This window comes from Pseudonocardia sp. Ae150A_Ps1, from assembly GCF_001932315.1.
Taxonomy (GTDB): Bacteria; Actinomycetota; Actinomycetes; order Mycobacteriales; family Pseudonocardiaceae; genus Pseudonocardia.
This window is the reverse complement of the sequence record NZ_MCIJ01000001.1, coordinates 2,073,708-2,099,383: the sequence shown is the minus strand read 5'-3', so window position 1 is coordinate 2,099,383 and position 25,676 is coordinate 2,073,708. Positions and strand designations below refer to the sequence as shown.

Sequence of the window (25,676 nt, the reverse complement as noted above, 5' to 3'; positions counted from 1 at the left end):
TCGCGCCAGAGTCTGGTTGGTCCTGGAGTGACGGCCGGCATCGGTCGTTGAACTCGGGCGACGTGGTGGTCGGGTACCTGGACCGCCGCCGTACGGAATTCGGCGGCGTGGAGGCCGGTCCGGGCCTGATCGTCGTGGCGCCGAGGGTGTCGTGGGTCGCGATTCGGGACGGCGCTCCCGAGGGCGAGATCGGTCTTGCCTCCCATGCTGGTCGCCATGCCGTCGTCGAGGGAGGAACTCGGCGGCTCGGGCGCCTGGTCGAGCAGGCTCGTGCCACCCGGGCGGGAGGTCGGGACCGGTTCCGGCTGCTCGTGGCGCGCTACGGGCAGTACGTGTGGCTCGGCAGCTCCGGGAGTGGCGACGTCTGGCGGTCGGCGGGTCGGTGAGCATCCCGGGGAGTGGTGCTCCCGACGTTCCGGCTCAGGGCGACTCGTCGCGGTCGATGTACGGCCGGGCGAGCCCGTGAGCCGTCCCGAACGGGATGCCTGTCTGCTCTCCGAGTCGGGGCCAGGACATGCCTTCCCGCTGGTAGAGCGCCGCGAGCAGCCGCCCCAGCCGCTCCCGCGCCGCGTCCCGATCGGTGTCGGCGAGACGGACGGCCTGAATCAGTTCGTCGTCGCTCAGCTCGTCGGTCGGACGGGCGAGCAGGCTCGCGAGCTCGGCGAGCTGGTCCGGATCCACACCCCGAGTGTTTGCCGTGCTAGCTTTCGAGTATCCGAAAGCCGCATGGACGAGGAGTGCCACAGCAGTGACGGATGAGGTCTTTGCGGTTCACACAGCCCGACAGGGTTCGGTCGGTGCGGTCGAGGTCGTGTTCCGCTGCGAGCAGGAGGCGAGGAGGTACGCCGCAGACCGGTCGTGTGACCATCGGGTCCTGTCGGCGTCGGTGATGTCATTCAAGGTCGGGGTGCTCGGAACACGCTGGCCGGTGTGCTGGTTCCAGCTCGGCGAGGAGCAGGACATCAAGTTCGACCGGCCGGGGATGTTCGGCCGTTGACCGACCCCGCGATCGCCGCAGCGTTGCCGTTGAACGAGTTCCTCGCCGGCGAGGCAGACCGGTCCGTCCGGTCGGTGACATGCCCTGCCCGGCGGCGGTCGCGTGGTCAGTACGCGCCGCCGCCGCGCAGGACGGCGCCGACGGTGCGGAAGAGGACCTGCAGGTCGAACAGTGGGGACCAGCGGTCGACGTATTCGGCGTCGAGGCGGATCGACTCGTCCCAGCTCAGGTCGCTGCGGCCGGAGACCTGCCAGAGGCCGGTGAGGCCCGGCTTCACCGAGAGGCGGCGGCGGGCGACGGCGCAGTACTGCTCGACCTCCCGGCGGAGCGCCGGGCGCGGCCCGACGAGGGCCATCGTGCCGCCGACGACGTTGAACAGCTGCGGCAGCTCGTCCAGGGAGCACGTGCGGATGACCCGGCCGACCCGCGTGATCCGCGGGTCGTGCGCCATCTTGAACAGGGGGCCGGCGCCCTCGTTGCTCGCGGCCAGGGCGGCGAGGCGGGCCTCGGCGTCGACGCACATCGAGCGGAACTTGAGCATCCGGAAGTCCTGGCCGTCACGGCCGACGCGGGTCTGCCGGAAGAGGACCGGGCCTCCGTCGAGCCTGACCGCGAGGGCGACCGCCAGCATGACCGGCGCCAGCAGCACGATCAGCACCAGCGCGGCGACCGCGTTGAGGACCGCGTACCCGGTGCCTGCACGCCGGACCGCAGCCGCGTCGTCCGCGGTGACGGTCTCCGCCTGGACGCGACCCTCGGCCTCGACGACGGTCGAGACGGCGTCGGCGACGACGGCGGCGGCAGCGGCGGTGGCGCGAACGGCCTCGTCCACCGGGCCGGATGCCGTAGACGTCGTGCGCTGGGGAGCGGTCATGTCCCCTTCGTCGACGCCGCCGAACGGCCCATTAACGGGGCCGCGGGCGGATCGCCAAAGATGATGATCGGCCCGCCCCGGCCGGTTCGATCATCAACATTGGGGATGTGACGCGGTCGAGGCCGTTCGGCGGAAATGACGGCGCCTCCCGGTGCGACTGAACGGACGAGAGTCCGTGGTCGGGGAGGTTCGTGTGACGTCGTTGGTGGAGCGTGCGGTGCCGCAGCAGCGGGCGCAGCCGGTGCACGTCCCGGACCGGGCCGGGGTGCAGGCCCGCGGGCCGCGCCACGCCCGCCGGCCGGGACCGGACGACCGGTTCCGCGTGCTCGTCGTCTGCACGGGCAACATCTGCGGGTCCCCGGCCGGTGAGCTGCTGATGCGCCACCTGCTCGTCGGGCGTCTGGGTGGTCGTGCGGCCGGCCGGGTCGAGGTGTCGAGCGCCGGTGTCCGCGCCGTCGTCGGGCACGGGATGCACCCGCTGTCCCGGGCGCAGCTGGCGCCGTGGGGACTGGACTCCCGGGCGGACGGGTTCGTCGCGCGGCAGCTGGACGACGCCGTCGTCGACGGGGTGGATCTCGTCCTGGGTGCGAACGTCCGGCACCGCTCGGCCGTGCTGGAGCGTCACCCGCAGCTGCTGGACCGGACGTTCGCGCTGCGGGAGTTCGCCCGGCTCTCGGCCGCGGTGGACGCCGCGTCGCTCCCGGCCGACCTGGTCGGGCGCGGCCGGGCACTGGTCGAGGCCGCCCGTGCGCTGCGGGGCACCGTTCCGCCGGCGGACGACACCGTCCCGGACCCGATGGGTGAGCCGGAGCAGGCGCACCGCGACGCCGTCGGGCTGATCTTCGGGGCGATGCACGGGATCGTGGACGTCCTCGCGCCGCGGCAGCGGGTCGCCGCCGGCTGACGACGCCGCCGGGCCGTCGTTGGACGGGGGGTGGACCTTCGCGTCCGATGCTGGGCCCGGCATCGGACGTCGGGAGGACACCGGCATGGGCATCCCCCTCAAGCCCTCGACCAGCGGCCGGCAGTACGCGGGCTGGGAGCCGCGGGCCGCCGCGATGGAGGGGCTGGGCAACCGGATCCTGCCGGACCAGGCGATCCCGGTCCCCGGCGACGACGGCGCCGGGGTGACGCTGCACGCCGACGTCTATCTGCCGACGGCGCCCGGCCGGTACCCGGCGGTCCTGTTGTTCGGGGGCTACAACACCGACCTCGACACCGCGGGCGTCCCGTCCGGCGCCAACGAGATCGGCTCGCCGCCGGTGTTCACCGACCGCGGGTACGCACCCGTCGTCGTCGAGCGGCGGGGGGTGGGCCGGTCCACCGGTGAGCGGACCGACCTGTTCTCCGCCGCCGACGTCGACGACCACGAGCGGGCCATCGCCTGGGCCGCCGAGCAGCCCTGGTGCACCGGGGAGGTCGTGCTCTTCGGGACCTCGTACTACGCGATGACGCAGCTGATGGTCGCGGCACGCCGCCCGCCGGCACTGCGGGCGTTCTTCGCCAACGAGGTGACGACCGACCTGTTCCGGCACGTCCTCCGGTTCGGCGGGGTGCCGGGGAGCTTCTTCCTCGGGGTCTGGGTCGGCGCGAACTTCACCGACGCGGCGCTGGCCCGGCGGATGTCGCCGAACGCGCGGGCGGTCGCCAGCCACCTGACCAACGGCCCGCTGCACACGCTCCTGGAGAAGGCGGTGCACGGGAACGTCTCGCGGATGTTCGCGTCGTTCCTCCGCAACACCCCGGCCGCCGACGCCGCGCGGCAGTACTCGCGCTGGACGTACGACGACACGACCCGCGACGAGGCGGGTGTCTGGGAGACGACGCGGGAGATGCTCGCCGCGATCGAGGTCCCGTTCGTGACCGTCCAGAACCTCGGCTACCTCAACCTGCACCAGTTCGGCGCCTACGACCTGTTCGAGCACGCCGGTACGGCGGACGGGCGGAAGTGGCTGATCCTCGCCCCGCCGGCGTACGACCTGCCCGTGTACTCGTGGCAGGGCGAGGCGCTGGCGTTCTTCGACCACGTCCTGCGCGGCAGCGACAACGGCTACGACGGGCAGCCGCCCGTCCGCTACTGGGTCGACGGCGACGACGGCTTCGCGACGTCGGCGACGTTCCCGCCGCCGGGCGAGCCGCGCCGGCTGTACCTCGGTGACGGCACGCTCGGGCCGGAACCGGCGCGGCCGGGCGTCGTCAGGTGGGCGGCGGTGCCGTTCGGTGTGCCGGTCCTGCCGGGGACGGGCGACCCGCAGGTCGCGACGTTCGACCACCCGGTCACCGAGGACGTCACCCTCGCCGGGCCGGTGACGGCGCGCCTCACGTTCTCCTGCAACGAGATCGACAGCTACGTGCTGGCCCGGCTGTCCCGGGTGGACGCCGGCGGCACCGTCCACCCGGTGTCCCTCGGTGCGCTGCGGCCGGTCGCCCGCACCGAGGACGCGACGCGCGGCAGCGCTGTGGAGATCGCGATCGACTCCGGGGTCCGGGAGCCGCTCACACCGGGCGAACCCGTCGTCCTGCGGTTCAGCCTGACGCCCGGGCCGGTGCGGCTGCGTGCGGGCGAGACGCTCCGGCTCGACGTCGGCAGCCGCACCGATCTGCTGCGCAGGGACCCGGGCGAGGGCTACGTGCAGTTCGACATGCCGGTGCCGCCGTACCTGAGCCGGAACACGCTGCACGTGGGGGACGGGAGCTGGGTCGACGTCACCGTCGTCGCCGGTCACCGGGGTGCCACCCCGGGGTGACGCGCGGGCCCGGCTCAGCCGACGCCCGTCGGGAACTCCTGGGTGCCCAGCACCCGGAGCAGTTCGAGGCGCTCCCGCGTCGCGTCGTCGGCGGGGGTGAGGACCAGCAGCTGCTGCCCCAGGTCGGGGGTCACGAGCGTCTCGCAGTCCATCAGCAGCGCGCCCACGCGAGGATGCCGGAGCGTCTTGCGGTCGGCACGGCGGACCGCGACCTCGTGCTCGTCCCACAGCGTCCGGAACTCGGGGCTCGCGGCCGACAGACGGTCGACGAGCCCCTCGACCTCCGGGTCACCGGCCCGGCGGCCGGTCACGGCGCGTAGGTCCGCGACGAGCAGGCGGGCGTGCCGCTCCTGCTCCCCGGGAGGGTGGCTCGCCCGCGTCGCGGGCTCGGTGAACCAGCGGTAGGCGAGGTAGCGACGGTCGCCGGTGAAGCCGGTCTGGTCCCCCGCCACCAGCACCGACAACCGGTTCTGGGCGAGGACCTCGCCCAGGTCCGAGATCACCATCGCCACCGCGTCGTGGAGCAGGCCGAGCATCCGGACCAGGCCGGCACGGGCCAGGCGGGCCACCCCGTCGGCGGGCGTCGGCTGGTGTCCCGCGAGGTGGAAGAGGTGGTCACGTTCGTCGTCGGTCAGCGCGAGTGCCCGGGCGAGCGCGCCGAGCAGCTGGACCGACGGCCGGCTGCTGCGCCCCTGCTCGAGGCGGACGACGTAGTCGGTCGACATCCCGGCGAGCATCGCGACCTCCTCCCGGCGCAGGCCGGCGGTGCGGCGCCGGGGTCCTGCCGCGACACCGACCTCGGCGGGCCGCACCGACTCGCGGCGGCGGCGCAGGAAGTCGGCGAGCTGCTCGCGTTGCATGCGTCCATGGTGCTCGCGCGGCGGACCGCGAGCCAGGGAGCGGCTCTCCCACGATCGACGCTCCGTTCCGCCCGCGCCGGTCCCGGCGCAGGGTGGGGTCATGCAGACACGCACACTCGGCAGCACGGGCCCCACCGTCTCGGCCATGGGCCTCGGGGCGATGAGCATGTCCGGCTCCTACGGCCACGCCGACCGGGACGAGAGCATCGCGACCGTGCACGCCGCCCTCGACGCCGGCGTCACCCTGATCGACACCGGTGACTTCTACGCCATGGGGCACAACGAGCTGCTGCTGGCCGAGGCCCTCCGCGGACGGAACCGCGACGACTACCAGCTGTCCGTGAAGTTCGGCGGGCTCGCCGGCCCGGGCCTCCCGCCGCTGCAGCAGGACTGCCGGCCCGCGGCGGTCAAGAACTTCCTCGCCTACTCGCTGACCCGGCTCGGTGTGGACCACGTCGACGTCTACCGCCCGGCCCGCCTGGACCCCGAGGTGCCGGTCGAGGACACCGTCGGTGCGATCAAGGAGATGATCGACGCCGGGTACGTGCGTCACCTCGGCCTCTCCGAGGTCGACGCCGCCACCGTCCGCCGTGCCCACGCCGTGCACCCGGTCGCCGACCTGCAGATCGAGTACTCGCTGGTCTCCCGCGCCGTGGAGGCGGAGGTCCTTCCGACGCTGCGGGAGCTGGGCGTCGGGCTCACCGCCTACGGTGTCCTGGCCCGCGGTCTCCTGTCGGGCCACTACGTCCCCGGCAGGCCCGGCGACCACCGCGCGCACAGCCCGCGGTTCGCCGGCGGGAACCTGGACCACAACCTCGCCCTGGTCGAGCGGCTGCGCGCGGTGGCCGCGTCGGCGGGCTGCACGGTCGCCCAGCTGGTGATCGCATGGGTCGCCGCACAGGGTGACGACATCGTGCCGCTGGTCGGCGCCCGCACGCGGGAGCGGCTGGCCGAGGCGCTGCCCGCCCTCGACGTCGAGCTCGGGCCCGACGTGCTCGCGGCGATCGAGGAGGCGGTCCCCGCGGGCTCGGCCGCGGGTGACCGGTACCCCTCGGCGTTCATGGGCGCGCTCGGCGTGGGGAACTGAGACCCCGCGGAGGAACCGGTGCGCCGCGGCCTGCCGGAGCGGCCGGGACTGTCCCTCGCTAAGCTCCGGCCATGCGTGACGTGCCGCCGACCTCGCCGTCCATCGACCAGAGCGTGCCGAGCATCGCGCGGTGTTACGACTTCGCCCTCGGGGGCAAGGACAACTACGAGGTCGACCGGTCCGCCGTGGCCGCGGTCGAGAAGCTCGTCCCACAGGGCGGGGCGCTGGCCAGGGTGAACCGTGCCTGGCACATCCGCGCGACCCGGTTCCTGGCGACGCAGACCGGCGTCACGCAGTACCTCGACCTGGGCGCCGGCCTGCCCACCGTGGAGAACACCCACGAGGTCGTGCAGGCGATCGACGAGAGCGCGCGCGTGGTCTACGTCGACAACGACCCGTCGGCCGTCGCGTACGGGCGGGCACTGCTCGACGACGCCTCCACGGTCCGCTACGTCGAGGGTGACCTCACGCGGCCCGCGGACGTCCTCGGCGACCCGACGGTCAGCACCCACCTGGACCTGTCCGAGCCGGTCGCGCTCTACCAGAGCGCCACGCTGCACCACCAGACCGACGACGTCGACCTGCCCGGGATCATGGGCGCCTACGTCGACGCGCTCGCGCCGGGCTCGTTCGTCGTGCTGAGCCACTTCTGGGACCCGGGCGGCGAGGACGGGGCGCAGGTGCGCCGGATCCGGGACATCATGCTGGCCCAGGGGCTCGACGGGGAGCACTTCCGCAGCCTCGACGAGATCCGTGCCATGCTGCCGGGGCTCGACATCCTTCCCGGGAACCCGGGGGACACCGACGGGCTGATCCCGCTGCTGGACTGGTGGCCGGACGGGCCGGCCACCGACAGCGCGGTCGACCCGGTGCTGAGGTGCATCGTCGGGGCGGTCGGGCGCAAGCCCTGACCCCGGCCGCCGCCGCGCCTCAGCCGAACGGCTGGACCTTCTCCACCCGCGGACGGACGCGGCGCCATGTCGATGTCCGACCGTCCGTCGATGTGCCGGACCGGTCCGCACGTGCAGGGTCATGGTCGTGAACGAACAGGCAGACGGATCGCGGCGCACCGCCGGACGGCCGGATGTCTGTGCAGCGCAAGGTGTCACACCGGTCGCCGTGGTGGAGGTCCTCCGCTACGTTGCGCCGTGCACGCCTGCCGACCAGTGAGAGGATCTGTATGTCGATCGCGCGTTCCGTCGCCCGGGTCGTCGTCCCTGCGATGAGTGCCGTCGCGGTGGCCGGCGCCATGATCGCCGGGCCGGGAGTCGCCCTCGCCGAGTCCCCGGTCCCGCCGGGGAGCCCGGGCGACAGCAACGGCAACGGGATCCTGGACTCCAGCGAGCAGCCCGACAACCCGGACCTGCTGCCGGAGCGGCTGGGTTCGCCGGTCCTGCCCGGGAGCCCGGGGGACACCAACGGCAACGGGCTGCTCGACTCGAGCGAGCGCCCGGACAACCCCGACCTCTGAGGGTCGACGACGCGCCCCGGACCGGTCCGCCGGTCCGGGGCGTCGTCGTGTGTGCTGCGGATCGGCCGTCCGGCTGGTCCGGGCTCGTTCTTCGGGAGGAGGACGACGGGCCGGATATCGATCCGTACGGCGATGTGCGGGGCCGGGTGGCGCGGGCACGGTGATGGTCGTGGACGCACAGGCAGCCGGGTCGCTCCAGGGATTCCCGACGTCCGTCCGCTCCGCCGAGCCGTGCACGATTCCCGATCAGGAGAGAGGGCCAGCATGTCGATCTCGCGTTCCGTCACCCGGACCGTCGTTCCCGCGATGAGCGCCGTGGCGGTGGTGGGGGCCATGATCGCCAGACCGGCCGTGGCGAACGCCGCGACGCCGGTCCCGCCGGGAGGTCCCGGCGACGTCGACGGCAACGGGATCCCCGACCCGGGCGAGCGACCGGACACCCCCGACCTCTGAGATCGACTTTCCGCTGGTCGCACCCTTGTGGCCGGTCGTCGACGACCTCCACAGTTCGAACTGATGTTCGGATACTGTGGACCCCGTGGACGACGCCTGGGCGCACACCGACGAGGAGCTGCTGCTCACCGTCGGCTCGCTCCAGCGCGCGATCGACGAGGCGTCCGCGGCGCTGGTCCCGCTCGTCGCGGAGGTCGCGTCGCGCGGCCTGGCCGAGGCCCAGGGGTACCGCGACGTCGCGCACCTCCTGCGGTCGGTGCAGAACGTGTCGCTGCGGACGGCACGGGCGCGGGTCCGCGCCGCCGAGCAGCTCGCGCCGTCCGTGCTGATCACCGGGCAGCAGGTCGATCCGCGGCTGCCCGAGCTGGCGGCGGCCTTCGGGCGGGCGGAGGTGTCCGCCGAGCACGTGGACGTGATCCAGCGGGTGCTGGCGGCGCTGCCGCCGCACCTCGACGAGCACCGCGCGCCGCTCGAGGCCGATCTCGTCGAGCACGCGCGGGGACTGGACCCCGACGGCGTCGAGAAGCTCGGCCGGCGCGCACTCGCCCTGCTCGATCCCGACGGCCCCCGGCCGCGCGAGCCGCACCCGACCCGCAACCGGCTGACCCTCCGGCCGCAGGGGAGCGGGTTCGCGGCGCGTGGCTGGTTCGACACGGAGTCCGCGGCCGTGCTGCGGACCGCACTGTCACCGCTGAGCGCGCCGGTCCCGCCGGTCGAGGCCGGGTGCGACGACGCGGGCGAGCCGATCGGGCGCGACGAGCGCTCGGCCGCCGAGCGCAACGGCGACGGCCTGGTCGAGCTCGCCCGGATGACGATCGCGACCGGCGCGCTCGGCTCGGAGCGCGGGCAGGAGGTGCGGGTGACCGTCACCGTGCCGCTGGAGGCACTGACCACCGGCCGCGGGGCCGCACAGCTCGGGTTCGGCGACGGGCTCCTCACCGGAGCGGTCGACGCGGGCGCCGCGCTGCGGCTCGCCTGCGACGCGGAGGTCGTCCCGGTCGTGCTCGGCACGCACGGGGAGCCGCTGTTCGTCGGGCGGGGGAACCGGCTCGCGAACCGGGGCCAGCGCCGGGCGCTCGCCCAGCGCGACGGGGGATGCGCCTTCCCCGGTTGCGACCGGCCGCCGCAGTGGTGCTCCGCGCACCACGTCGAGCACTGGGCCGATGGCGGTCCGACCGATCTGGACAATCTGGTGCTCTTGTGCGGGCACCACCACTCGATGATCCACAAGGGCGACTGGACGGTCACGATGGACGGTGGGTTCCCGCTGTTCCATCCGCCGCCGTGGGTGACGGGTGGATCGCGACGGAACCCGGTGCACCGGGCGGAGCTGGTCGGGAGGGTGGCGGAGCTGTGTCCTCAGTAGGCGCCGCGGCCGCGCAGCACCGCGCCGAAGGTCTTCCAGACGATCAGCAGGTCCAGTGCCACCGACCAGTTCTCCACGTAGCGCAGGTCGAGCCGGACCGACTCCTCCCAGGTGAGCGAGCTGCGGCCACTGACCTGCCACAGACCCGTCATGCCGGGACGGACCAGCAGGCGGCGGCGGGCGTCGTCGGCGTAGGCGGCGACCTCGCGCGGCAGCGTCGGGCGCGGGCCGACCAGGCTCATCGACCCGTTCAGCACGTTCAGCAGCTGCGGCAGCTCGTCGAGCGAGTACTTCCGCAGGAGGGCGCCCACGGGTGTGACGCGCGGGTCGCGGCGCATCTTGAACAGCGGGCCGGCGCCGTCGTTCTGCCGGGCCAGGTCGGTCAGCCGGGCCTCGGCGTCGGTGACCATGGAGCGGAACTTGACCATCCGGAAGGTCCGGCCGTGGGTGCCCACCCGTTCCTACGTGAAGAACACCGGACCGCGGTCGTGCAGCTTCACCAGCAGCGCGACCGTGAAGAACACCGGGGCGACGAGCAGCAGGATCAGCCCGGCCGCGACCTTGTCCGTCGTGTGCTTGACCGCCTTCGCGATCCCGGAGAACCGCGGCTCGGACAGCCGCAGCAGGGGCAGCCCGTCGACCGGGCTGATGTGCATCCGAGGGCCGGCGATCTCCATCAGGCCCGGGTCGACGGCCAGCTCCGTCCGGCTGCCCTCCAGGTCCCAGGCGAGCCGGTGCAGCCGGGCCGGACCCCAGCCGGGCGCCCGGCAGACGGCGACGACGCCGTGCTCCCCGGTCGTGGCCAGCGCGGGCACCGAGTCCAGGTCGCCCACCACCGGGACGCCCTCCACGTCGTGACCGCCGCCGGTCCCGGTGCCGGTCGGCGTGCAGACCCCGGTGACGCGCCAGCCGAAGTACGGGTCCCGCCGGGTGCGGCGGATCAGGTCGGAGACGGCGTCGTCCGAGCCGACGGCGAGCACCGGCAGCAGTCCGCGGCCGCGTCCGCGCTGGTGGTGCAGGCACTTGCGCAGCACGAACCGGGACGCGAGCAGCGCCACCCCGGTGAGCGGGACGAGCAGGAAGACCCACTCCCGCGACGACTGCACCATCATCGACAGCCCGCCGAGGGCGAGGACGACGTCGGCCAGGACCACCGCGCGTCCCAGCCGGACGAACTCGGCCGAGCCCTGGCCGAGCACCCGGCCGTCCCACGCGCGGCAGACCGGCAGGGCCACCGCGAGCAGGCCCGCGGCGATCACCCCGCTCCACAGCCGGGCGCGGTCGGCCGCGTCGAGGCCGGTGAGCCCGGCGAGCACGCTGAGTGTGGCCGTCAGGGCGATCACCGCCAGGTCGCCGGACGCGACGGCGAGCGAGAACCGGCGCTGCCACCGCGGGGCGCCCGGCAGCACGGACGGGCGGCGCCGCTGCTGCGGCACCGTGATCCGGGTGACCCCGGGCCCGGGGGAGACGTCCGGAATCGCGCTCACGAGAGTCGGCTCCTCAGGGGCAGGGCCGGCGGCGCCGCTGGGGTCGGGCCGTCCGGCGGGCGCCCGTCCGCGGGCACCGTGACAGCCGGTCCATCGGCGTCCGGGATCTTCGCGTTACCCGGTCGGGTGATGACCGCGCGTTGCGCTCGTCACGATGCGGAGGGCGGATGCAACGGGTGGGTCCGGATGGGCGACGCTGAGGGTATGGACATCCACCCGACCCCGCTCCCCGGATCGGCGTTGATCGACCTCAAGCGCCTCGAGGACGACCGCGGGTTCTTCGCTCGCGCGTTCTGCGAGCAGGAGTTCCTCGACGCCGGGCTGGACCCGACGATCACCCAGTGCAACCTCTCGTACAACCACGAGGCGGGCACCCTGCGCGGCTTCCACTACCAGCTGGAGCCCAATGCCGAGGTCAAGGTCATCCGCTGCGTCCGCGGAGCCATCTTCGACGTGATCGTCGACCTGCGCCCGGACTCCGACACCTACCTGCAGTGGTTCGGGGCGGAGCTGTCCCAGGACAACTACAAGGCCATGTACGTGCCGCGGAACTTCGCGCACGCCTACCTGACCCTCACCCCGGACGCGACGACGATCTACCAGGTCTCGACGCCCTACACCCCGGGCGCCGAGCGGGGCCTGCGCTGGAGCGACCCGACGATCGGCGTCGAGTGGCCCGTCGAGGTCGCGCACATCTCCGACAAGGACGCCGCCTGGCCGCTCGTGTCCGAGAACCCGGACTTCGCCGGCACCCTGGCGGAGGCCCGCTGATGCTGATCCTCGACACCGCGCTCGCCCGCCGCGCCGCCGAGAACCGGCCGATCCGGGTCGGGCTGGTCGGCGCCGGGTTCATGGGCCGTGGCCTGGTCAACCAGATCGTCAACTCGACGCCCGGGATGGACGTCGTCGCGATCGCCAACCGGACCGTGCCGACCGCCGTCCGCGCCTACTCCGAGGCCGGGCTGGAGCCGGTCGAGGTCTCGACGACCGCGCAGGTCGAGGCCGCGGTCGCGGCCGGGACCCCGGCGGTGCTGGGCGACGCGTTCGCGCTGCTCGCGGCCGAGAACATCGACGTGCTCGTCGACGTCACCGGCGCGGTCGAGTTCGGCGCGCACGTCACCGTCGCCGCCATCGAGCGCGGGCTCCCGGTCGTCACCATGAACGCTGAGCTCGACGGCACCGTCGGGCCGCTCCTCGCGCACCGGGCGCGGGCCGCCGGCGTCGTCCTGACCGGGGCCGACGGCGACCAGCCGGGCGTCCAGGGGAACCTGCTGCGGTTCGTGAAGGGCATCGGCGTCACGCCGCTCGTCGCGGGCAACATCAAGGGCCTGCAGGACGAGTACCGCACCCCGACCACGCAGCAGGCGTTCGCCGAGAAGTGGGGCCAGGACCCCTACATGGTCACCAGCTTCGCCGACGGCACCAAGGTGTCGTTCGAGCAGGCGATCGTCGCGAACGCGCACGGCTTCACCGTCGGGCAGCGCGGGATGTACGGCCGCGACCACGCCGGCCACGTCGACGAGCTGACGCAGGTCTACGACGTCGACGAGCTGCGCGAGCTGGGTGGCGTCGTCGACTACGTGGTCGGCGCCAAGCCGGGCCCGGGCATCTACGTCCTCGGCACGCACGACGACCCGAAGCAGCGGCACTACCTGAACCTGTACAAGCTGGGCGAGGGCCCGCTGTACAGCTTCTACACGCCCTACCACCTGTGCCACTTCGAGGTCCCGAACACGATCGTGCGGGCGGTGGACTTCGCGGACGCCGCGCTGGCACCGACCGGCGGGCAGCGGGTCGACGTCGTCGCCACCGCCAAGCAGGACCTGAAGGCCGGGCACACCGTCGACGGGCTGGGTGGCTACGACACCTACGGCGTCGCGGAGTCCTCGCCGGTGACGCGGTCGGAGCGGCTGCTGCCGATGGGGGTCGCCGAGGGGTGCGTGCTCACCCGGGACGTCGCGAAGGACGCGGTGCTCACCTACGACGACGTGACGCTGCCGCCGGGGCGGTTGATCGACTCGTTGCGGGAGGAGCAGGAGAAGCTCTTCTCCTGAGTGCACGGTCAGTGGGTCCCCGGCCCGGCGCCGGGGACCTGACCAGCCGTCCCAGGGTCCTGGCGATGATCGTCATGTCGCCGCGGGCCGACCAGGAGCGGACGTAGCCGAGCTCGAGATCGAGCTTCGCCGGCAGCAGCTCGCCGAGGTAGTAGGCCTCGACGTCGTCCGGCCGGGCCCGTTCGATGAAGACCTGTTCGTCGCCGAAGTCGAGGTAGGCGACACTCGTCATGCCGGGGCGCACGGACCAGACGGCTCGGTGCCGCTCGGTGTAGGACCGCGCGTACCGCGGATCCTCCGGGCGCGGCCCGACAATGCTCATGTCGCCGCGCAGCACGTTGAGGACCTGCGGGAGCTCGTTGAGCTTCGTCGAGCGCAGGACGCGCCCGACCGGCGTGATCCGGGGGTCGCCCTCCCTCGTCACCCGTGGCCCCGAGTCGCCCGGCCGCATCGTGGCGAACTTGAACATGGTGAACCGGCGTCCGTGCAGCCCGACCCGTTGCGCACGGTAGAACACCTCGCTCCCGCTGACCGTCAGGACCACGGCGACCGTCAGCAGGACCGGCAGGACGAGTGGCAGCGCGACCACACAGAGCAGGACGTCCAGTGCGCGTTTGGCCGCTGCCCTGCACCGGTGGCGGAGCCCGGGGCCGCGGTGCCCCGGGACGTCGTGCGACCGGTCGGGCAGGTCGGCCGGGGCGAGCGAACGGACCAGCTCGGCGAGTGGCGGGACGACGAGGACGGACAGGCCTGCCGCGTCGGCGTCCGCGGAGACGGCCTGCACCGCGGTGTCGTCGGAGGTGGCCACGACCAGGAGATCGGCGCCGTAGCGCTCGGCCAGTGCCGTGGCGCCCTCACCCGAGCGAGCGGTGCCGAGGCCGGCGATCCGACGCCGCGTCCCGTCCCCACCGAGCGTGGCGACGGGGAGGATTCCCCAGCTCGAGTCGCGCAGCATCGACCGCACGAGGTAGTCGGCGTCGTCCCCGGATCCCACCACGACGGCTCGGCGCGTCCGGCGCGGATCGGTGGGATCGGGACGGTCGATCCGCGCGTGCAGCGCCGCCCTCGCCCCCACCAGTAGCAACGCCGCGATCGGGATCGCGATCAACGGTGTCGAGCGTGGCACGGGGGGGGGCCTGCAGCACCGTCAGGACGAACACGACGAGACCGACCGCGAACACCGACAGGATCAGCCTGCCGCCGTCGCCGGCGGCGGCGCGCCCCGCCGTGTACGACCGGCGGCAGACACCGACCAGCACCTGCACGCCGGCGGCCACCACCGACATCCACAGCAGACCCGAGAGGTCGATCTCCGCCAGCGCCAGCTCGTAGCGGAGGAGCACCGCGACCACGAGCGCCGCGCACCACCCGATCACGTCCGTGGCGACCGCCACCCCGACGTAGGCACGATCACCGGCGACGCCCCGGCGGGCGGGCGCGAGCGGTCCGATCAGGAGCTCGTTCGACATGACACCTCACGTACGGGCGTGCGATCTGCGTGACGGGAGGCGACTCGCTTCCCACGCATTCGTGTTACACAGTGGCCGGATCTGGATCGAAAAACCTCTCTCCCATGTCGACGAAAAGTAGTTGATCGACACTCGTAACACCTGCCGGTCAACTTTCGAGTGCCCCGTCGTCCGAGGATCCCCAGGGGAGGAAAGATGTCGAATCTCAGCGCCGTGATCCAGGCCGGTGGCCGCGGCACTCGTCTCGCTCCGTATTCGACCGTTCTGCCCAAGGCATTGATGCCGGTGGGGGACGGTTGTGTCATCGACAATCTGCTCGCGCAGTTCGCGGCTGCCGGGGTGAAGAGGGTGTCGATCACCGTCAGCGCCTTCGGGCCGCTGATCCGCAGCTACTGCGGCGACGGTGAGCGGTGGGGGCTGGACATCGAGTACATCTCCGAGGACGAGCCACTCGGGACCATCGGCCCGCTCAACGCATTGCGCCACACGGTCCAGGACCCCTTCTTCGTCACGAACTCGGACGTCTTCACCGACGTGGACCTCGATTCGGTGCTCACCGAGCACCAGAAGCAGGAATCCCCACTCACCGTGGCCGTGACGCGGCAGAGTGTGAACATCGCCTACGGGGTTCTCGAACACCGCGGCGGACTGGTCACCGACTTCCGGGAGAAGCCGACCGAGCAGTTCTCCGTCAGTACCGGCATCTACCTGATGGAGCCCTCCATCTTCGACTTCATCCCGGAGAGCGGACCGTTCGGCTTCGACGAGCTGATGCGGACCATGCTGACCATGGACATGCCGGTGCACGTCTACGAGCACTCCGGCTCGTGGATCGACATCGGACGGGTCGAGGACCTGCGCCGGGCGCAGGAGCACGCCGAGCTGATGATGCGGGCGCCCGCGTGACGTCCGTCGCCGACCTCCCGATGATCGAGCTCGGAGCACCGGTCCTGGGGGACGCCGAGAAGCAGGCGCTGCACGAGGTGATCGACGACGGCTGGCTCACGATGGGCGGCCGGGTCCGCAGATTCGAGCAGGCGTTCGCCGAGATGCACGGCACGGACGACGCGATCGCCGTCCACTCCGCGACGTCGGCACTGCAGCTGGCACTGGCCGCGGTCGGCGTCGGCCCGGGGGACGAGGTGCTCCTCCCGTCGCTGACCTTCGTGGCGACGGCGAGCGTGGTGCTGCACGCCGGCGCGACGCCGGTCTTCGTCGACATCGACTCGTCGGAGCGGCCGCACCTGTCGATCGAGGACGCGCGACGGCGGATGACGCCCCGCACCCGGGCCGTGATCGTCATGCCGTACGGCGGGTACGCGGTCGACGCCCCGGCGTGGCGCCGGTTCGCGGACGAGCACGGGGTGGCACTGGTCGAGGACGCGGCGCACGCGGCGGGTCTTCCCGGCCACGTCGCCCGCGTCGCCGACGCCTCGGCGTTCAGCTTCTTCTCGAACAAGAACATGACGACCGCCGAGGGTGGGATGCTCGTCGTCGCCGACCCCGACGCACGGGAGCGCGTGCGCCTGCTGCGCGCCCACGCGATGACGGCGAGCACCCTGGACCGGGACAAGGGTCATCGGACCGGCTACGACGTCGTCGACTGCGGTCACAACTTCCGGATGGACGAGCTGCGTGCTGCCCTGGGGCTCGTACAGCTCCCGCGGCTCCTCGGGTGGAACGCCACCCGGCGGGAGCTGACCGGGCGGTACCGCTCCGTCCTGGCCGAGGTCCTCCCGCAGTGCCGGGTCCCGTTCGAGCCGGACCATCCGACCGCCGCGCACCTGCTGCCGGTGCTGCTGCCACCTGGCACCGACCGGGCCGAGGTGGCCGCGGCGATGCGGGTGGCCCGGGTGCAGACCAGTGCGCACTACCCGCCCGTGCACCGGTTCTCGTACTACCGCGACCGCTACGGGGACGTGGTGCTGCCGAAGACCGAGGAGTTCCACGACCGGGAGCTGACGCTCCCGCTCCACCCGCGACTCACCCCGGGCGACGTCGAACGGGTCGTGGCGGCCCTCGCCGGGGCGCTCGACCCGGCGGAAACACCCGAGACACCCGGGACACCCGACCTGATCGGCACGACAGAGAGGAAGGCCGGATGACACCGGACCTCCACGACCGCACCGTCCTCGTCGTCGGCGGTGCCGGCTACGTCGGATCCGTCCTGAGCTCCCGGCTCCTGGACGCGGGTGCGCGGGTACGGGTACTCGACCAGCTGGTCTACGATAACGGGTTCGCCCTGCACCACCTGCTCGACCACCCCCGGTTCGCCTTCACCCGGGGGGACGTGCGGGACCGGGGAGCGGTGACCGCTGCCGCGACCGGGGCCACCGACGTGGTGCTGCTCGCGGCGCTCGTCGGGGACCCGGTCTGCAAGCGCTACCCCGAGCTGGCGGAGCAGGTGAACCACGACGCGGCGGTGCGGCTGCACGACTCGCTGTCCGATCTCGGGGTCCAGCGGTTCGTCTTCACCTCCACGTGCAGCAACTACGGGATCCACGACACGTCCACGTTCGCCGACGAGACCAGCGACCTCAATCCCCAGTCGCTCTACGCCGAGACGAAGATCGCGGTCGAGAAGCACGTCCTCGCGCGGGCGTCGCAGACGGCGACGACCGGCACGGTCCTGCGGGTCGCCACCGCGTACGGCCTCTCACCGCGGGCCCGGTTCGATCTGACGGTGTCCCAGTTCACCCGCGAGCTCGCCGCCGGGGGCGAGCTCGTCGTCTACGACGCCGACACGTGGCGCCCCTACTGCCACGTCCAGGACCTGTCGTCGGCGGTCCTGACGGTCCTCGACGCACCCCGGGACCTGGTGCACGGCGAGGTCTTCAACGTCGGGGACGCCGACCAGCAGTTCACCAAGAGGATGATCGTCGACGAGGTGCTCAAGCACGTCGACGGCGCGACGGTCACCTACCGCGAGGGCGACACCGATCCGCGCAACTACCGGGTCGCGTTCGACAAGATCTCCTCGACGCTGGGGTTCCGGACCCGGCACACCGTCCAGGACTACGTGGGTGCCCTCACGTCCGCGGTCCAGGCGGGCATCTTCACGGACGTGCGTGCCGGCGACCCGCGGTGCGGCAACTACGCCGTCGCGCACCTCGAGTAGCAGATCGCCGGCAGGGGAACGCGATGGGCGGGCGGGGTCACCGTCCGCCCATCGCCAGCTCCGCGAGGTCCGCGCGGGCCGCGTCCAGCGCCGCCGGGTCCCGGCTCCAGTTCCGCCAGTCCGGCGCCACGCGGCGTACGACGGCGTCCACCGCGGCGTCCCCGGCGACGCTGCGGGCCAGCTCGGCGTACCCGTAGTCCTCGATGCCGTCACGGATCCACTTGAGCCGCAACGACGGTGCGGCGCCGTCCGGGAGCCCGACCGGACCGCCGGGGTAGACCAGCATCCCGTCGCCGGGGTAGCGGCCGTCGTACATGACGGCCGTCTCCCACGGATCGCCGTCGCCCCAGTCGTCGACCCGCCAGTAGAGCGACCCCGTGTAGCCGAGGCCCTGGTTGAGGAACCCCGGCATCGCGCGGAAGCCGACGGGGTCCGCACCGATCAGCCATTTCGGCGAGTAGTCGTCCTGGGCGAGAGCGGTGTAGGACCAGACCTGCATGCCGCGGGCGACCGCCTCCGCGGCCGTCGCGGGGTCGTGGTCCATCGGCAGCGACGCCCACACGTCGACCACCGGTGAACCGGTGCCGTCGTCGAACAGGAGCGGGTCCGGCGCCATGGTGACCAGCTGACGGACACCCGCCCGGTGCACGGCCCGCGCCCAGTCGCGTAGCGCCGGGTACAGCGCCGCGACGTCGTCGCAGTCGTCGATCTCGTCCGCGGTGTAGTTGTAGAGCAGCGCCCCGGCGGGAGCCCGCCGTACGGTCTCGGCGATCTCCTCCGGCGGGGGCGGTGGCCGCATCGTGCACGTCTCGCGGTCGGCGCCGCTGTAGAACCCGGTGTTGGCGGCGTTGATCCGGCCCCCGTCACGCAGCGAAGGGTCCAGTTCGGTCACCGGGACTCCCGGCATGGCGCCGTGACGGAGCAGCTCCGCGTCGACCGACGCCAGCCCGCCGGCGCTGAGGAAGGCTCCCGCGAGCGCGGGCCGGGCGGGCAGAGTCAGGTCGAGGACGGTGAGCTCGACGTCACCGGTGCCGGTGCCACCGTCGGTCCGCAGCGTGTATCCGGTCCGGTAGACGCCCGGGGCCGCATCGCGGGGGACGGTGATGTCCACCCAGTACGGCTGGCTGCGGTGTGGCGGGACGGACACCCCCCGGGCGGGGACGTCCCCGCTCAAGGCCTCTCCGGTGACGGGATCGGTGAAGGGGACCAGACCGTCCGGGTACTCGCCGGGACCGTCGGTGCCGGACACCGGCAACGTGGCCGGGACGGTCACGAACTGCTCCCGGTACAGCGAGACCGACGTGTCCGGGAGCCTGGCACCGCCGGGGCCCGCCGGCGGTGCCAGCTCCAGATCGACCCCGTGCAGCGGCCGGCTCCCACCGGTGACGACGATCTGGAACGACTCGGTCTCACCGCGGGCCGCGGTCACCTCTGCCGAGGTCGAGGCGCCGGGAGGAGCATCGCCCGGCACCCGGGTGAGTGCGTCCTCCACCAGGCCGTGGGCGGTCCGGGTGGCGTCGGCGGTCCGGACGGGAGGGCCGTGACGAGTAGGACGCCGACGGCGCCCGCCGCGACCACTCCGGCACCGGCGATCAGTGACCGGCGCCGGACCGTCACCGGTCGATCTCACCGATGTAGACGATGCCCTCGGTCCGGCCGCCGGTCGCCCGCAAGGTCTCGTCCGCGCGCTGCAGCTCGTCGCGCCGGCTCCGCTCCGACACGACCAGGATGGTCGCGTCGGCCGACCGTGAGACCAGGGCGGCGCCCGGGTCCTCGCCGAGCGGGTCGCAGAGCAGGACCACCACGTCGACGGTCTTCTCGAGCTCCTCGAGCAGGCGGCCGAACGCCCGGCCGGACAGGAGGTCGACCGTCGAACCCGGGGCCTCGCCGGGGGAGAGGACCGACAGGCCCGGGGTGCCGTCCACCGGGACGAGAGCGTCCGCCAGGGTCGCCTGCCCCGCCAGCACGGTGGTGAGCCCCGGGGAGGATCCCTCCGTGCCGTCGAACTCGGCCCGCACCACGGTTGCCGTCGCGCCGGTGCGGGCGAAGCTGGTCGCGAGCCCGGTCGCCACCGCCCGCGCCTCGCTCCGATCGGCGGACCCGGTGGCGCAGACCAGCACGCTGCCACGGACCTTGTCCCGGTCGCCGGGCAACACGAGGGCGCGGATCATGGCGATGGACTCCCCACCGTCGGCCCGCCGGGGGCGCCGCCGACGCGCCCACCACCGGCCCGGCCGCCGTCCCGCGCCGGAGCCGGGGCCGGACGGCGGGACCGTCCCGAACAACGGGGCCCGCAGGCTGTGCGCGGCGTACGCCGCGGACGGCACGTGCGGGTCGAGGCCCGCCACCGCTCCGGCCAGACCGGCCCCTGCGACGAGACCGATCGCAGCAGCAGCGGCGGCGTACAGCCACACCATGGACGACGCAGGTGCATCCGCGACCACCGTGTCGAGCACGACCGGGCGGGGTCCGGACTGGATCGACGTCGACGTCGTCGCGGTCAGCGCGTCCTGATAGGTCGAGAGATCCTCCTGCAGCCGGGTCGCGGCCTGCGGAGGGGCCTGCGGGGAGAGGGAGTCCAGTGCGCTCCTGACCCCGGCGATCGACTGTTCCAGCTCCGCCTCGCTCGCCCGGCGAGCCGCCGACCCGGCCTGCTCACGCAGGCGCACGTAGGCGCCTGCATAGGTCGTCGCGACCCGCTCCGCCTCCTCGGGTGTCGGCGCCGACGCGGACACGGCGAGGACCCAGGTCGACTCGTCCGCCTCGACCGTGACGTCGGGCTGGTAGCCCAGCTCCGCCGCCACCGCCTCCTGGACGTAGCGGCTCTGGACGAACTGGACCTCGGGGCCGACGTCGGCTCCGGACACGAAGACCTCGGTCGAGGCCGAGTAGGCCGGTGGCCGCAGCAGGACGGCCGCGACCGTGACGACGACGAACAGGACCACCACGGCGGCGACGAGCCGGCCGTGCCTGACGAGCGCCCTGCGCCAAAAGGTGATCTCCAGCTCGTCGGGCGATGAGGTCGGGTTCATGCTGATCCGGATTCTGTGCGGTGGGTGGTGAGGATCTCGGTCGAGCGGCGCCGGCCGTTTCGGGTCAGGAGCAGTGACCAGGCGAGAACGCCACCGACCAGGTAGCCGCCGGCCAGGACGGCGGCGGTCCCGGTGGCGCCGTGTCCCGCGGCCACGACGAGCACCAGGACGAGGACGATCGGCACGGTCGTGGCCTGGACGAGCAGGGCCCGGCGCAGCAGGCCCAGCGCGGACGCGGCGACGACGGCCCCGACGAGTACCGCCTCGGCGACCAGCATCATCGCGAGGAAGAACCGCGGGCCGTACGTGCCGTCCCAGTTCGCCCCCAGGAGCCACCGCCCCACCGGGTCGGGCAACAGGACGATCCCGGTGCCCCAGGCCGCGGCGAGTGCGGCCTGGACAGCGGTGACACGGCCGACGAGCCTGCGGACCTCCCCGGCGGAGCCGAGCCGCGTCGCGTCGGGCAGCAGCATCGAGCGGGTACCGAGGATCAGCACACCGAGTGGCCCGAAGAACAGGAACGCCGCTCGCAGCGCGCCGACCTCGGGGAGGGTCGTCACCAGGGGCATCAGGAGGAACGACGCGTCCACCGGCAGACCCGTGAGCATGTGGGTGGCGAGCAACGGCGCGGCGACCGCGCGGTGGATCGCGAACCACCGGTGCGCCACACGGATCCGGAGCCGGACCCGGAGCCGGAACAACGCCATCAGCGCGGCGATGCTGCCGCCGGCACACCATCCGGCCACGGCCGCGATCTCGGACGGCCCACCGGACGCGGCGGCGGCGATCCCGATCGTGCCGAGCTGCAGCACCGCCCACAGGACGTCCGAGAGCGCGGCCTCCTTGGGGACGGCTCGCACCATCGCGATGCCGCGCAGCCCCTCCTGGAGCATGAGCAGCGGCATGGCGAGTGCCATGAGGAGGAACGGGCCCGTCCCGTGCCCGATGAGGAGCACGACCCCTGCGGCGACGAGTCCGAGCACCGTTCCGAACACGAGCGTGTGCGCGAGGGCTTCGCCCTCCTCCCTGCGACGGTCCGCGCTCCGGCGTCCACGCAGGACCGCGAGGACGTCGCTCGACGTGGCGCGCACGACGCCGACGCCGATCGTGTAGAGCACCATGACCACCGCGAACGCGCCGAAGTCGTCCGGCTCGGTCTCGCGGGCCACGAGCAGGGTCAGCAGGAAGTTCGTGCCGGTGTTGACCGCCTGCGACAGGAAATCCCAGTGGGCCTGGCGCAGGTTCGACGTGCCGCTCACCTGGCGGGAACCTCCACGGTCGCGGGCGCTGCGATGGGCGCGGTCGCCGCGGAACCGGTGGTCCGGGACCGCCGGGCGAGCACCGTCGCGACGCCCGCCGCGGCGAAGACCACCCACCAGTGCCGCTGGTAGAACGCCTCGATCCCGAGCGAGACGCCGACCATCACGGCATGCCCGCACAACAGCGCGAGCAGGATCGGCCGCAGCTCGACCGACGCGACGGGCACTGACGAGTACAGCCGCAGTGCCACCGAGACGATCAGCGCGAGGAACACCGCGAGGCCGGTCATCCCGAGGTCGGACAGGAACCACAGCGCCGTGTTGTGCACGACGATGCCGTAGTCGGAGACGTACACGCCGAGACCGATCCCGAAAACGGGGCTCTGGACGTAGTCGTGCAGGGCCTCCGCACCGATCACCAGCCGGGAGGAGATCTCGCTCGGCCGGGTCACCAGGGCACCGGCGTCGGGGATCTGCAGCAGCACCAGTGGCGCGAGCGCAGCGACCGGCAACACACCGAGTGCCAGCGTCCGGCCACCGAGACCCGGCCGGACCACGAGCAGGGTCAGCAGACCGAAGGTCAGCCCGATCCAGGACGAGCGCGAGAACGTCAGCAGCAACGTGGCCGGGAGGACCACGTACCCGACCGCCGCCCACCGGCCCGGCAGCAGGGCCGAGGGCGTCCGGGCCGTCAGATGGTGCAGCACCAGCGCCAGCGCGACGAGACCGCCGAAGGCGTTCGCGTCGAGCACCAGACCGGAGATCCGGTCGGCGGGCCACGGATCGTTCATCAGCGGGAGCACCGGCCCGCCGACCATGTTCAGCAGCCGTGCCCCGAGCGCGAGCGTCGCGTGCAGGAGCACGGCGGACACGAACAGCCGGAGGATCCGGTGGAGCCGCTCGGTGTCACGCATGTAGTCGATGAAGCAGGCTCCGGTGACGAGCAGGGCGATCAGCCCGACGTACTTCTGGAGCAGGGCGTACGAGGTCAGCTCACCGGTCCGGACGACGGCGACGAGGCAGCCGAGCCCGAGCAGTGGGACCAACGCCATGTGCCAGACGGTCCAGGCACCGCCCAGGTGCCGGAGCCGGCACGAACGCAGCACCACGTAGAGGGCGATGAACAGGTCGGCCGGAGCGATCTGGCGGTAGTCACCGACCTCGATCTGGATCGGCATCGTGAACAGGTAGGCCCCGAGCAGGATCAGGTCGGGGGACCACACCCGCCGTGTCGCCTGCGTGGTCCGGGCTCCGGCCTCATCCATGGACGTCGACGAATCGCAGCCATCCACCGGGGATCCGGTGGATGTCGGCATGGTGGCCCGTCCCGTCCGACCTACCGGACGGATGGAGCTGGATCTCGTCGGGCGACTCGCGGTACTCCAGCGGCCTCAGCGTCAGGATCGCACGGGCTCGGACGCCTGCGCCGTACGCCTGCTCGCACGACTGGGTCAGGCGGACCAGCCGTCCGTCCACCTCGACGACGCGGCCTGCCGGCCGGGCCGCGCCCGCGTCGTCCAGCACGATCGGGTTCGAGGGGTGCGGCCGCCAGGGGCCGCGCACCGACGGCGCGACGAACAGGTCCAGCCGGTCGTGGGTGTGGCTCACGCTGCTCTCGGTGAACAGGTAGTACCGGCCGTCGTGGAGCAGCACGGTGCTGTCCTTGTAGGGCTTTCCCTGCAGCAGGATCCGTTCGAGCTCCCAGGCGTGTGGGGTCCCCATGGCCCGGTAGAGCCGCACCGTCCCGTCGAGGCTGGTCTCCGGGATCATGACGATGTCGTCGCCATCGGCGAGGACGTGGGGATAGGACAGATGGAAGTCCTCGCTGAGCACCACACCCCGGTAGCGCCAGTCGGCGAGGTCGTCACTCGTGGCGAGCCCGATCTCCCCGCGCGCCTCGCCCCGCCGGACCTGCTCGAAGAAGAGGTGCCACGTGCCGTCCCGCTCGATCGCGAACGGGTCGGCGACCATGGTGATACCGAGCCGGTCGAGCTCCTCCTCGGAGAAGACCGGGTGCCTGTCCCGGCCGACCGGCGACAGCGGATCGGTGGTGCGTTCCACGGCGATCCGCCAGGGTGGGAGCCGGGTCGCCGGCCCGCTCAGCGCCGGGGGCACGACGCGCCTGGCGGTGGAGCGGAGCCGCGCCCTGGTGCTACGTGGGCGCCCCGTGTTCGAGGCCTCGATCCTGCGGTAGAGCGCGACGAGCGGGGCGACGGCGATCGAGGTCGCGTAGTGGTCCTCGACCCGGGCGCGTCCGGCGGCGCCGAGCCGGGCCCGCTCCTCGGGATCCGCGGCGAGCTTCCGGACGGCGGTGCTGAGCGCGGCCGCGTCCCGCGGAGAGACCAGGACGCCGGCCGCTCCACCCGCCACGGCCTCCCTGCTGCCCCGGATGTCCGTCGTCACCAGCGGGACCCCTGCCGACATGGCCTCCAGCACCGAGACCGGCATCCCCTCCCGGTAGGACGGCTGGACGACCAGATCGGCGGCCGCGAGAAGGTCCGGGACGTCGCGGCGCTGCCCGAGCAGCAGGGTCCGCGCGGCCGCCTCCGGGTCGCGCCGGTGCTCCTGTTCGATCCTCGCCAGGACGGACTGGTCCCGTTCGCTCGGCGACACGTCGCCGACGAGCACCAGCCACGCAGGTTGCTCCGCGAGCAGTTCGGAGAACGCGGTCAGGAGCTCCTGGACACCCTTCTCCGCGACCAGCCTGCCGACGAAGACGACGAGGAGCTCTCCGTCGGGGACACCGAGTTCGCGACGGACCGCGTGCCTCCGGGCGGACCCCGGGGCGAACCGTTCGGTGTCGATCCCGACGCCGGGGGTGGCGACGATCCGGGCGGGATCCCTGGCGAACCCGTTCCGGCGCGCGTGCTCGAGATCCTCCGAGTTGACGGTGACGACGTGGTCGGCCAGGTGCCGGTTCAGCAGGCGCTCCGCGGTCTGGTGCACCACCCGGGACGGTCGTGCCATGCCCTCGTGGAAGTAGAAGCCGTGCACGTGGTTGATGACGCACGGGACCGCCGCGAGACGGGCCGCGAGTCGTCCTTGGATCGACGCGAGCGGACCGTGCAGATGGACCACGTCGAAACGCTCTCGCCGCAGGTAGCGGGCCAGTGCGACGATCTCGGTGGTCAGGGCGCGCGCCGTGACCTTGCGGCTGACGCCGATCCTGTGGAGTTCGTGTGCGGTGCCGAGGTGGTGCCGTAGTACGTCGCCGTCGTGGTCCATGATGCTGGCCGCGACCACCTCGTGCCCGTCGCGGTCCAGGGCGTCGAACAGCGGGACCAGGAAGCCGAATGCGGACTCCACACTGGACAGCTGACAGATGCGCACCGGGACAGCTCCTTCGCTCCGGTTTCCGGGCCTGGACACCGGAGCGGCCCGTGCGCGGGCCGCGGCGTCGCC

General features: G+C 72.8%; 25 protein-coding genes. 14 read left to right on the top strand and 11 right to left on the bottom strand.

Features of this window, described 5'->3' with window-relative positions:
* Positions 1 to 47: 47 nt before the first annotated feature.
* The gene (locus Ae150APs1_RS09585; protein WP_139316853.1) at positions 48 to 386 is read left to right on the top strand and encodes a hypothetical protein; all 339 of its coding nucleotides are present in this window, start codon (positions 48 to 50) and stop codon (positions 384 to 386) included.
* Between the two features lie 34 nt (positions 387 to 420).
* Here Ae150APs1_RS09585 and Ae150APs1_RS09580 read toward each other — a convergent pair whose 3' ends face one another.
* Entirely contained in the window at positions 421 to 681 is a 261-nt protein-coding gene (locus Ae150APs1_RS09580) for a hypothetical protein (protein ID WP_010241215.1), read from the bottom strand.
* 67 nt (positions 682 to 748) lie between these two features.
* On the opposite strand from Ae150APs1_RS09580, the gene Ae150APs1_RS09575 reads away from it, so the two are divergent.
* A complete protein-coding gene (locus tag Ae150APs1_RS09575) occupies positions 749 to 997 on the top strand; it encodes a hypothetical protein (RefSeq protein ID WP_075297036.1) in 249 nt (82 codons plus the stop codon).
* Between the two features lie 106 nt (positions 998 to 1,103).
* On the opposite strand, the gene Ae150APs1_RS09570 is transcribed toward Ae150APs1_RS09575, so the two are convergent.
* The gene (locus Ae150APs1_RS09570; protein ID WP_075297034.1) at positions 1,104 to 1,829 is read right to left on the bottom strand and encodes a sugar transferase; all 726 of its coding nucleotides are present in this window, start codon (positions 1,827 to 1,829) and stop codon (positions 1,104 to 1,106) included.
* Positions 1,830 to 2,064: 235 nt separating this feature from the next.
* Between Ae150APs1_RS09570 and Ae150APs1_RS32705 the strand changes: the two genes are divergently transcribed.
* Together Ae150APs1_RS32705 and Ae150APs1_RS09560 are read left to right on the top strand one after the other, a co-directional pair.
* Positions 2,065 to 2,775: a hypothetical protein gene (locus Ae150APs1_RS32705; RefSeq protein ID WP_075329506.1), complete on the top strand. Its 711-nt coding sequence runs from the start codon at positions 2,065 to 2,067 to the stop codon at positions 2,773 to 2,775.
* An 85-nt stretch (positions 2,776 to 2,860) separates the two neighbouring features.
* Positions 2,861 to 4,618 carry a CocE/NonD family hydrolase gene (locus Ae150APs1_RS09560; protein ID WP_075297030.1) on the top strand — a complete coding sequence of 586 codons (1,758 nt, stop codon included), beginning with the start codon at positions 2,861 to 2,863 and terminating at the stop codon, positions 4,616 to 4,618.
* 14 nt (positions 4,619 to 4,632) lie between these two features.
* Here Ae150APs1_RS09560 and Ae150APs1_RS09555 read toward each other — a convergent pair whose 3' ends face one another.
* Positions 4,633 to 5,478 carry a helix-turn-helix transcriptional regulator gene (locus Ae150APs1_RS09555; RefSeq protein WP_075297028.1) on the bottom strand — a complete coding sequence of 282 codons (846 nt, stop codon included), beginning with the start codon at positions 5,476 to 5,478 and terminating at the stop codon, positions 4,633 to 4,635.
* A gap of 100 nt (positions 5,479 to 5,578) precedes the next feature.
* On the opposite strand from Ae150APs1_RS09555, the gene Ae150APs1_RS09550 reads away from it, so the two are divergent.
* From Ae150APs1_RS09550 to Ae150APs1_RS09530, 5 genes are all read left to right on the top strand, one after another.
* Complete coding sequence (locus tag Ae150APs1_RS09550) at positions 5,579 to 6,565, top strand: aldo/keto reductase (protein ID WP_075297026.1); 987 nt, start codon at positions 5,579 to 5,581, stop codon at positions 6,563 to 6,565.
* 71 nt (positions 6,566 to 6,636) lie between these two features.
* Positions 6,637 to 7,476 carry an SAM-dependent methyltransferase gene (locus tag Ae150APs1_RS09545; RefSeq protein ID WP_075297024.1) on the top strand — a complete coding sequence of 280 codons (840 nt, stop codon included), beginning with the start codon at positions 6,637 to 6,639 and terminating at the stop codon, positions 7,474 to 7,476.
* Between the two features lie 311 nt (positions 7,477 to 7,787).
* The gene (locus Ae150APs1_RS09540; RefSeq protein ID WP_139317620.1) at positions 7,788 to 8,036 is read left to right on the top strand and encodes a hypothetical protein; all 249 of its coding nucleotides are present in this window, start codon (positions 7,788 to 7,790) and stop codon (positions 8,034 to 8,036) included.
* Between the two features lie 264 nt (positions 8,037 to 8,300).
* Positions 8,301 to 8,489 carry a hypothetical protein gene (locus tag Ae150APs1_RS09535; protein ID WP_075297021.1) on the top strand — a complete coding sequence of 63 codons (189 nt, stop codon included), beginning with the start codon at positions 8,301 to 8,303 and terminating at the stop codon, positions 8,487 to 8,489.
* A gap of 85 nt (positions 8,490 to 8,574) precedes the next feature.
* Complete coding sequence (locus Ae150APs1_RS09530; RefSeq protein WP_139316852.1) at positions 8,575 to 9,855, top strand: HNH endonuclease signature motif containing protein; 1,281 nt, start codon at positions 8,575 to 8,577, stop codon at positions 9,853 to 9,855.
* On the opposite strand, the gene Ae150APs1_RS33475 is transcribed toward Ae150APs1_RS09530, so the two are convergent.
* Both Ae150APs1_RS33475 and Ae150APs1_RS09525 read right to left on the bottom strand, forming a co-directional pair.
* Positions 9,849 to 10,310: a sugar transferase gene (locus tag Ae150APs1_RS33475; RefSeq protein WP_249266279.1), complete on the bottom strand. Its 462-nt coding sequence runs from the start codon at positions 10,308 to 10,310 to the stop codon at positions 9,849 to 9,851. The two genes, Ae150APs1_RS09530 and Ae150APs1_RS33475, sit on opposite strands and share 7 nt — an antisense overlap.
* Positions 10,311 to 10,316: 6 nt before the next feature.
* Positions 10,317 to 11,342: a hypothetical protein gene (locus Ae150APs1_RS09525; RefSeq protein WP_249266278.1), complete on the bottom strand. Its 1,026-nt coding sequence runs from the start codon at positions 11,340 to 11,342 to the stop codon at positions 10,317 to 10,319.
* A gap of 204 nt (positions 11,343 to 11,546) precedes the next feature.
* On the opposite strand from Ae150APs1_RS09525, the gene rfbC reads away from it, so the two are divergent.
* Both rfbC and Ae150APs1_RS09515 read left to right on the top strand, forming a co-directional pair.
* Positions 11,547 to 12,113 carry a dTDP-4-dehydrorhamnose 3,5-epimerase gene (gene rfbC / locus Ae150APs1_RS09520; RefSeq protein WP_010241240.1) on the top strand — a complete coding sequence of 189 codons (567 nt, stop codon included), beginning with the start codon at positions 11,547 to 11,549 and terminating at the stop codon, positions 12,111 to 12,113.
* Positions 12,113 to 13,396, top strand: coding sequence for an SAF domain-containing protein (locus tag Ae150APs1_RS09515; RefSeq protein WP_075297019.1), 1,284 nt, complete (start codon positions 12,113 to 12,115; stop codon positions 13,394 to 13,396). The genes rfbC and Ae150APs1_RS09515 overlap by 1 nt, the downstream gene beginning before the upstream one ends.
* Here the strand turns inward: Ae150APs1_RS09515 and Ae150APs1_RS09510 are convergent.
* Positions 13,317 to 14,504 carry a sugar transferase gene (locus Ae150APs1_RS09510; protein WP_075297018.1) on the bottom strand — a complete coding sequence of 396 codons (1,188 nt, stop codon included), beginning with the start codon at positions 14,502 to 14,504 and terminating at the stop codon, positions 13,317 to 13,319. The genes Ae150APs1_RS09515 and Ae150APs1_RS09510 overlap by 80 nt on opposite strands.
* A 556-nt stretch (positions 14,505 to 15,060) precedes the next feature.
* On the opposite strand from Ae150APs1_RS09510, the gene Ae150APs1_RS09500 reads away from it, so the two are divergent.
* The 3 genes from Ae150APs1_RS09500 to Ae150APs1_RS09490 are packed head-to-tail and all read left to right on the top strand — an operon-like array spanning position 15,061 to position 17,983.
* Complete coding sequence (locus tag Ae150APs1_RS09500; protein WP_075297016.1) at positions 15,061 to 15,771, top strand: sugar phosphate nucleotidyltransferase; 711 nt, start codon at positions 15,061 to 15,063, stop codon at positions 15,769 to 15,771.
* Positions 15,768 to 16,970 carry a DegT/DnrJ/EryC1/StrS aminotransferase family protein gene (locus tag Ae150APs1_RS09495; protein ID WP_212567192.1) on the top strand — a complete coding sequence of 401 codons (1,203 nt, stop codon included), beginning with the start codon at positions 15,768 to 15,770 and terminating at the stop codon, positions 16,968 to 16,970. The genes Ae150APs1_RS09500 and Ae150APs1_RS09495 overlap by 4 nt, the downstream gene beginning before the upstream one ends.
* Positions 16,967 to 17,983: an SDR family oxidoreductase gene (locus Ae150APs1_RS09490; protein WP_075297015.1), complete on the top strand. Its 1,017-nt coding sequence runs from the start codon at positions 16,967 to 16,969 to the stop codon at positions 17,981 to 17,983. The genes Ae150APs1_RS09495 and Ae150APs1_RS09490 overlap by 4 nt, the downstream gene beginning before the upstream one ends.
* A gap of 37 nt (positions 17,984 to 18,020) precedes the next feature.
* Here the strand turns inward: Ae150APs1_RS09490 and Ae150APs1_RS09485 are convergent, their stop codons facing one another.
* From Ae150APs1_RS09485 to Ae150APs1_RS09465, 5 genes are all read right to left on the bottom strand, one after another.
* Positions 18,021 to 19,412, bottom strand: a complete 1,392-nt coding sequence (locus tag Ae150APs1_RS09485; protein WP_075297014.1) for a DUF4091 domain-containing protein — start codon at positions 19,410 to 19,412, stop codon at positions 18,021 to 18,023.
* A 184-nt stretch (positions 19,413 to 19,596) separates the two neighbouring features.
* On the bottom strand, positions 19,597 to 21,015 hold the full coding sequence (locus Ae150APs1_RS09480) for a hypothetical protein (RefSeq protein WP_075297013.1): 1,419 nt from the start codon (positions 21,013 to 21,015) through the stop codon (positions 19,597 to 19,599).
* Positions 21,012 to 22,274, bottom strand: a complete 1,263-nt coding sequence (locus tag Ae150APs1_RS09475) for a hypothetical protein (protein WP_075297012.1) — start codon at positions 22,272 to 22,274, stop codon at positions 21,012 to 21,014. Before Ae150APs1_RS09475 ends, Ae150APs1_RS09480 begins: the two co-directional genes overlap by 4 nt.
* Positions 22,271 to 23,539: a hypothetical protein gene (locus Ae150APs1_RS09470; protein ID WP_139316851.1), complete on the bottom strand. Its 1,269-nt coding sequence runs from the start codon at positions 23,537 to 23,539 to the stop codon at positions 22,271 to 22,273. Before Ae150APs1_RS09470 ends, Ae150APs1_RS09475 begins: the two co-directional genes overlap by 4 nt.
* Positions 23,532 to 25,604: a glycosyltransferase gene (locus Ae150APs1_RS09465; RefSeq protein ID WP_075297008.1), complete on the bottom strand. Its 2,073-nt coding sequence runs from the start codon at positions 25,602 to 25,604 to the stop codon at positions 23,532 to 23,534. Before Ae150APs1_RS09465 ends, Ae150APs1_RS09470 begins: the two co-directional genes overlap by 8 nt.
* Positions 25,605 to 25,676: the final 72 nt, after the last annotated feature.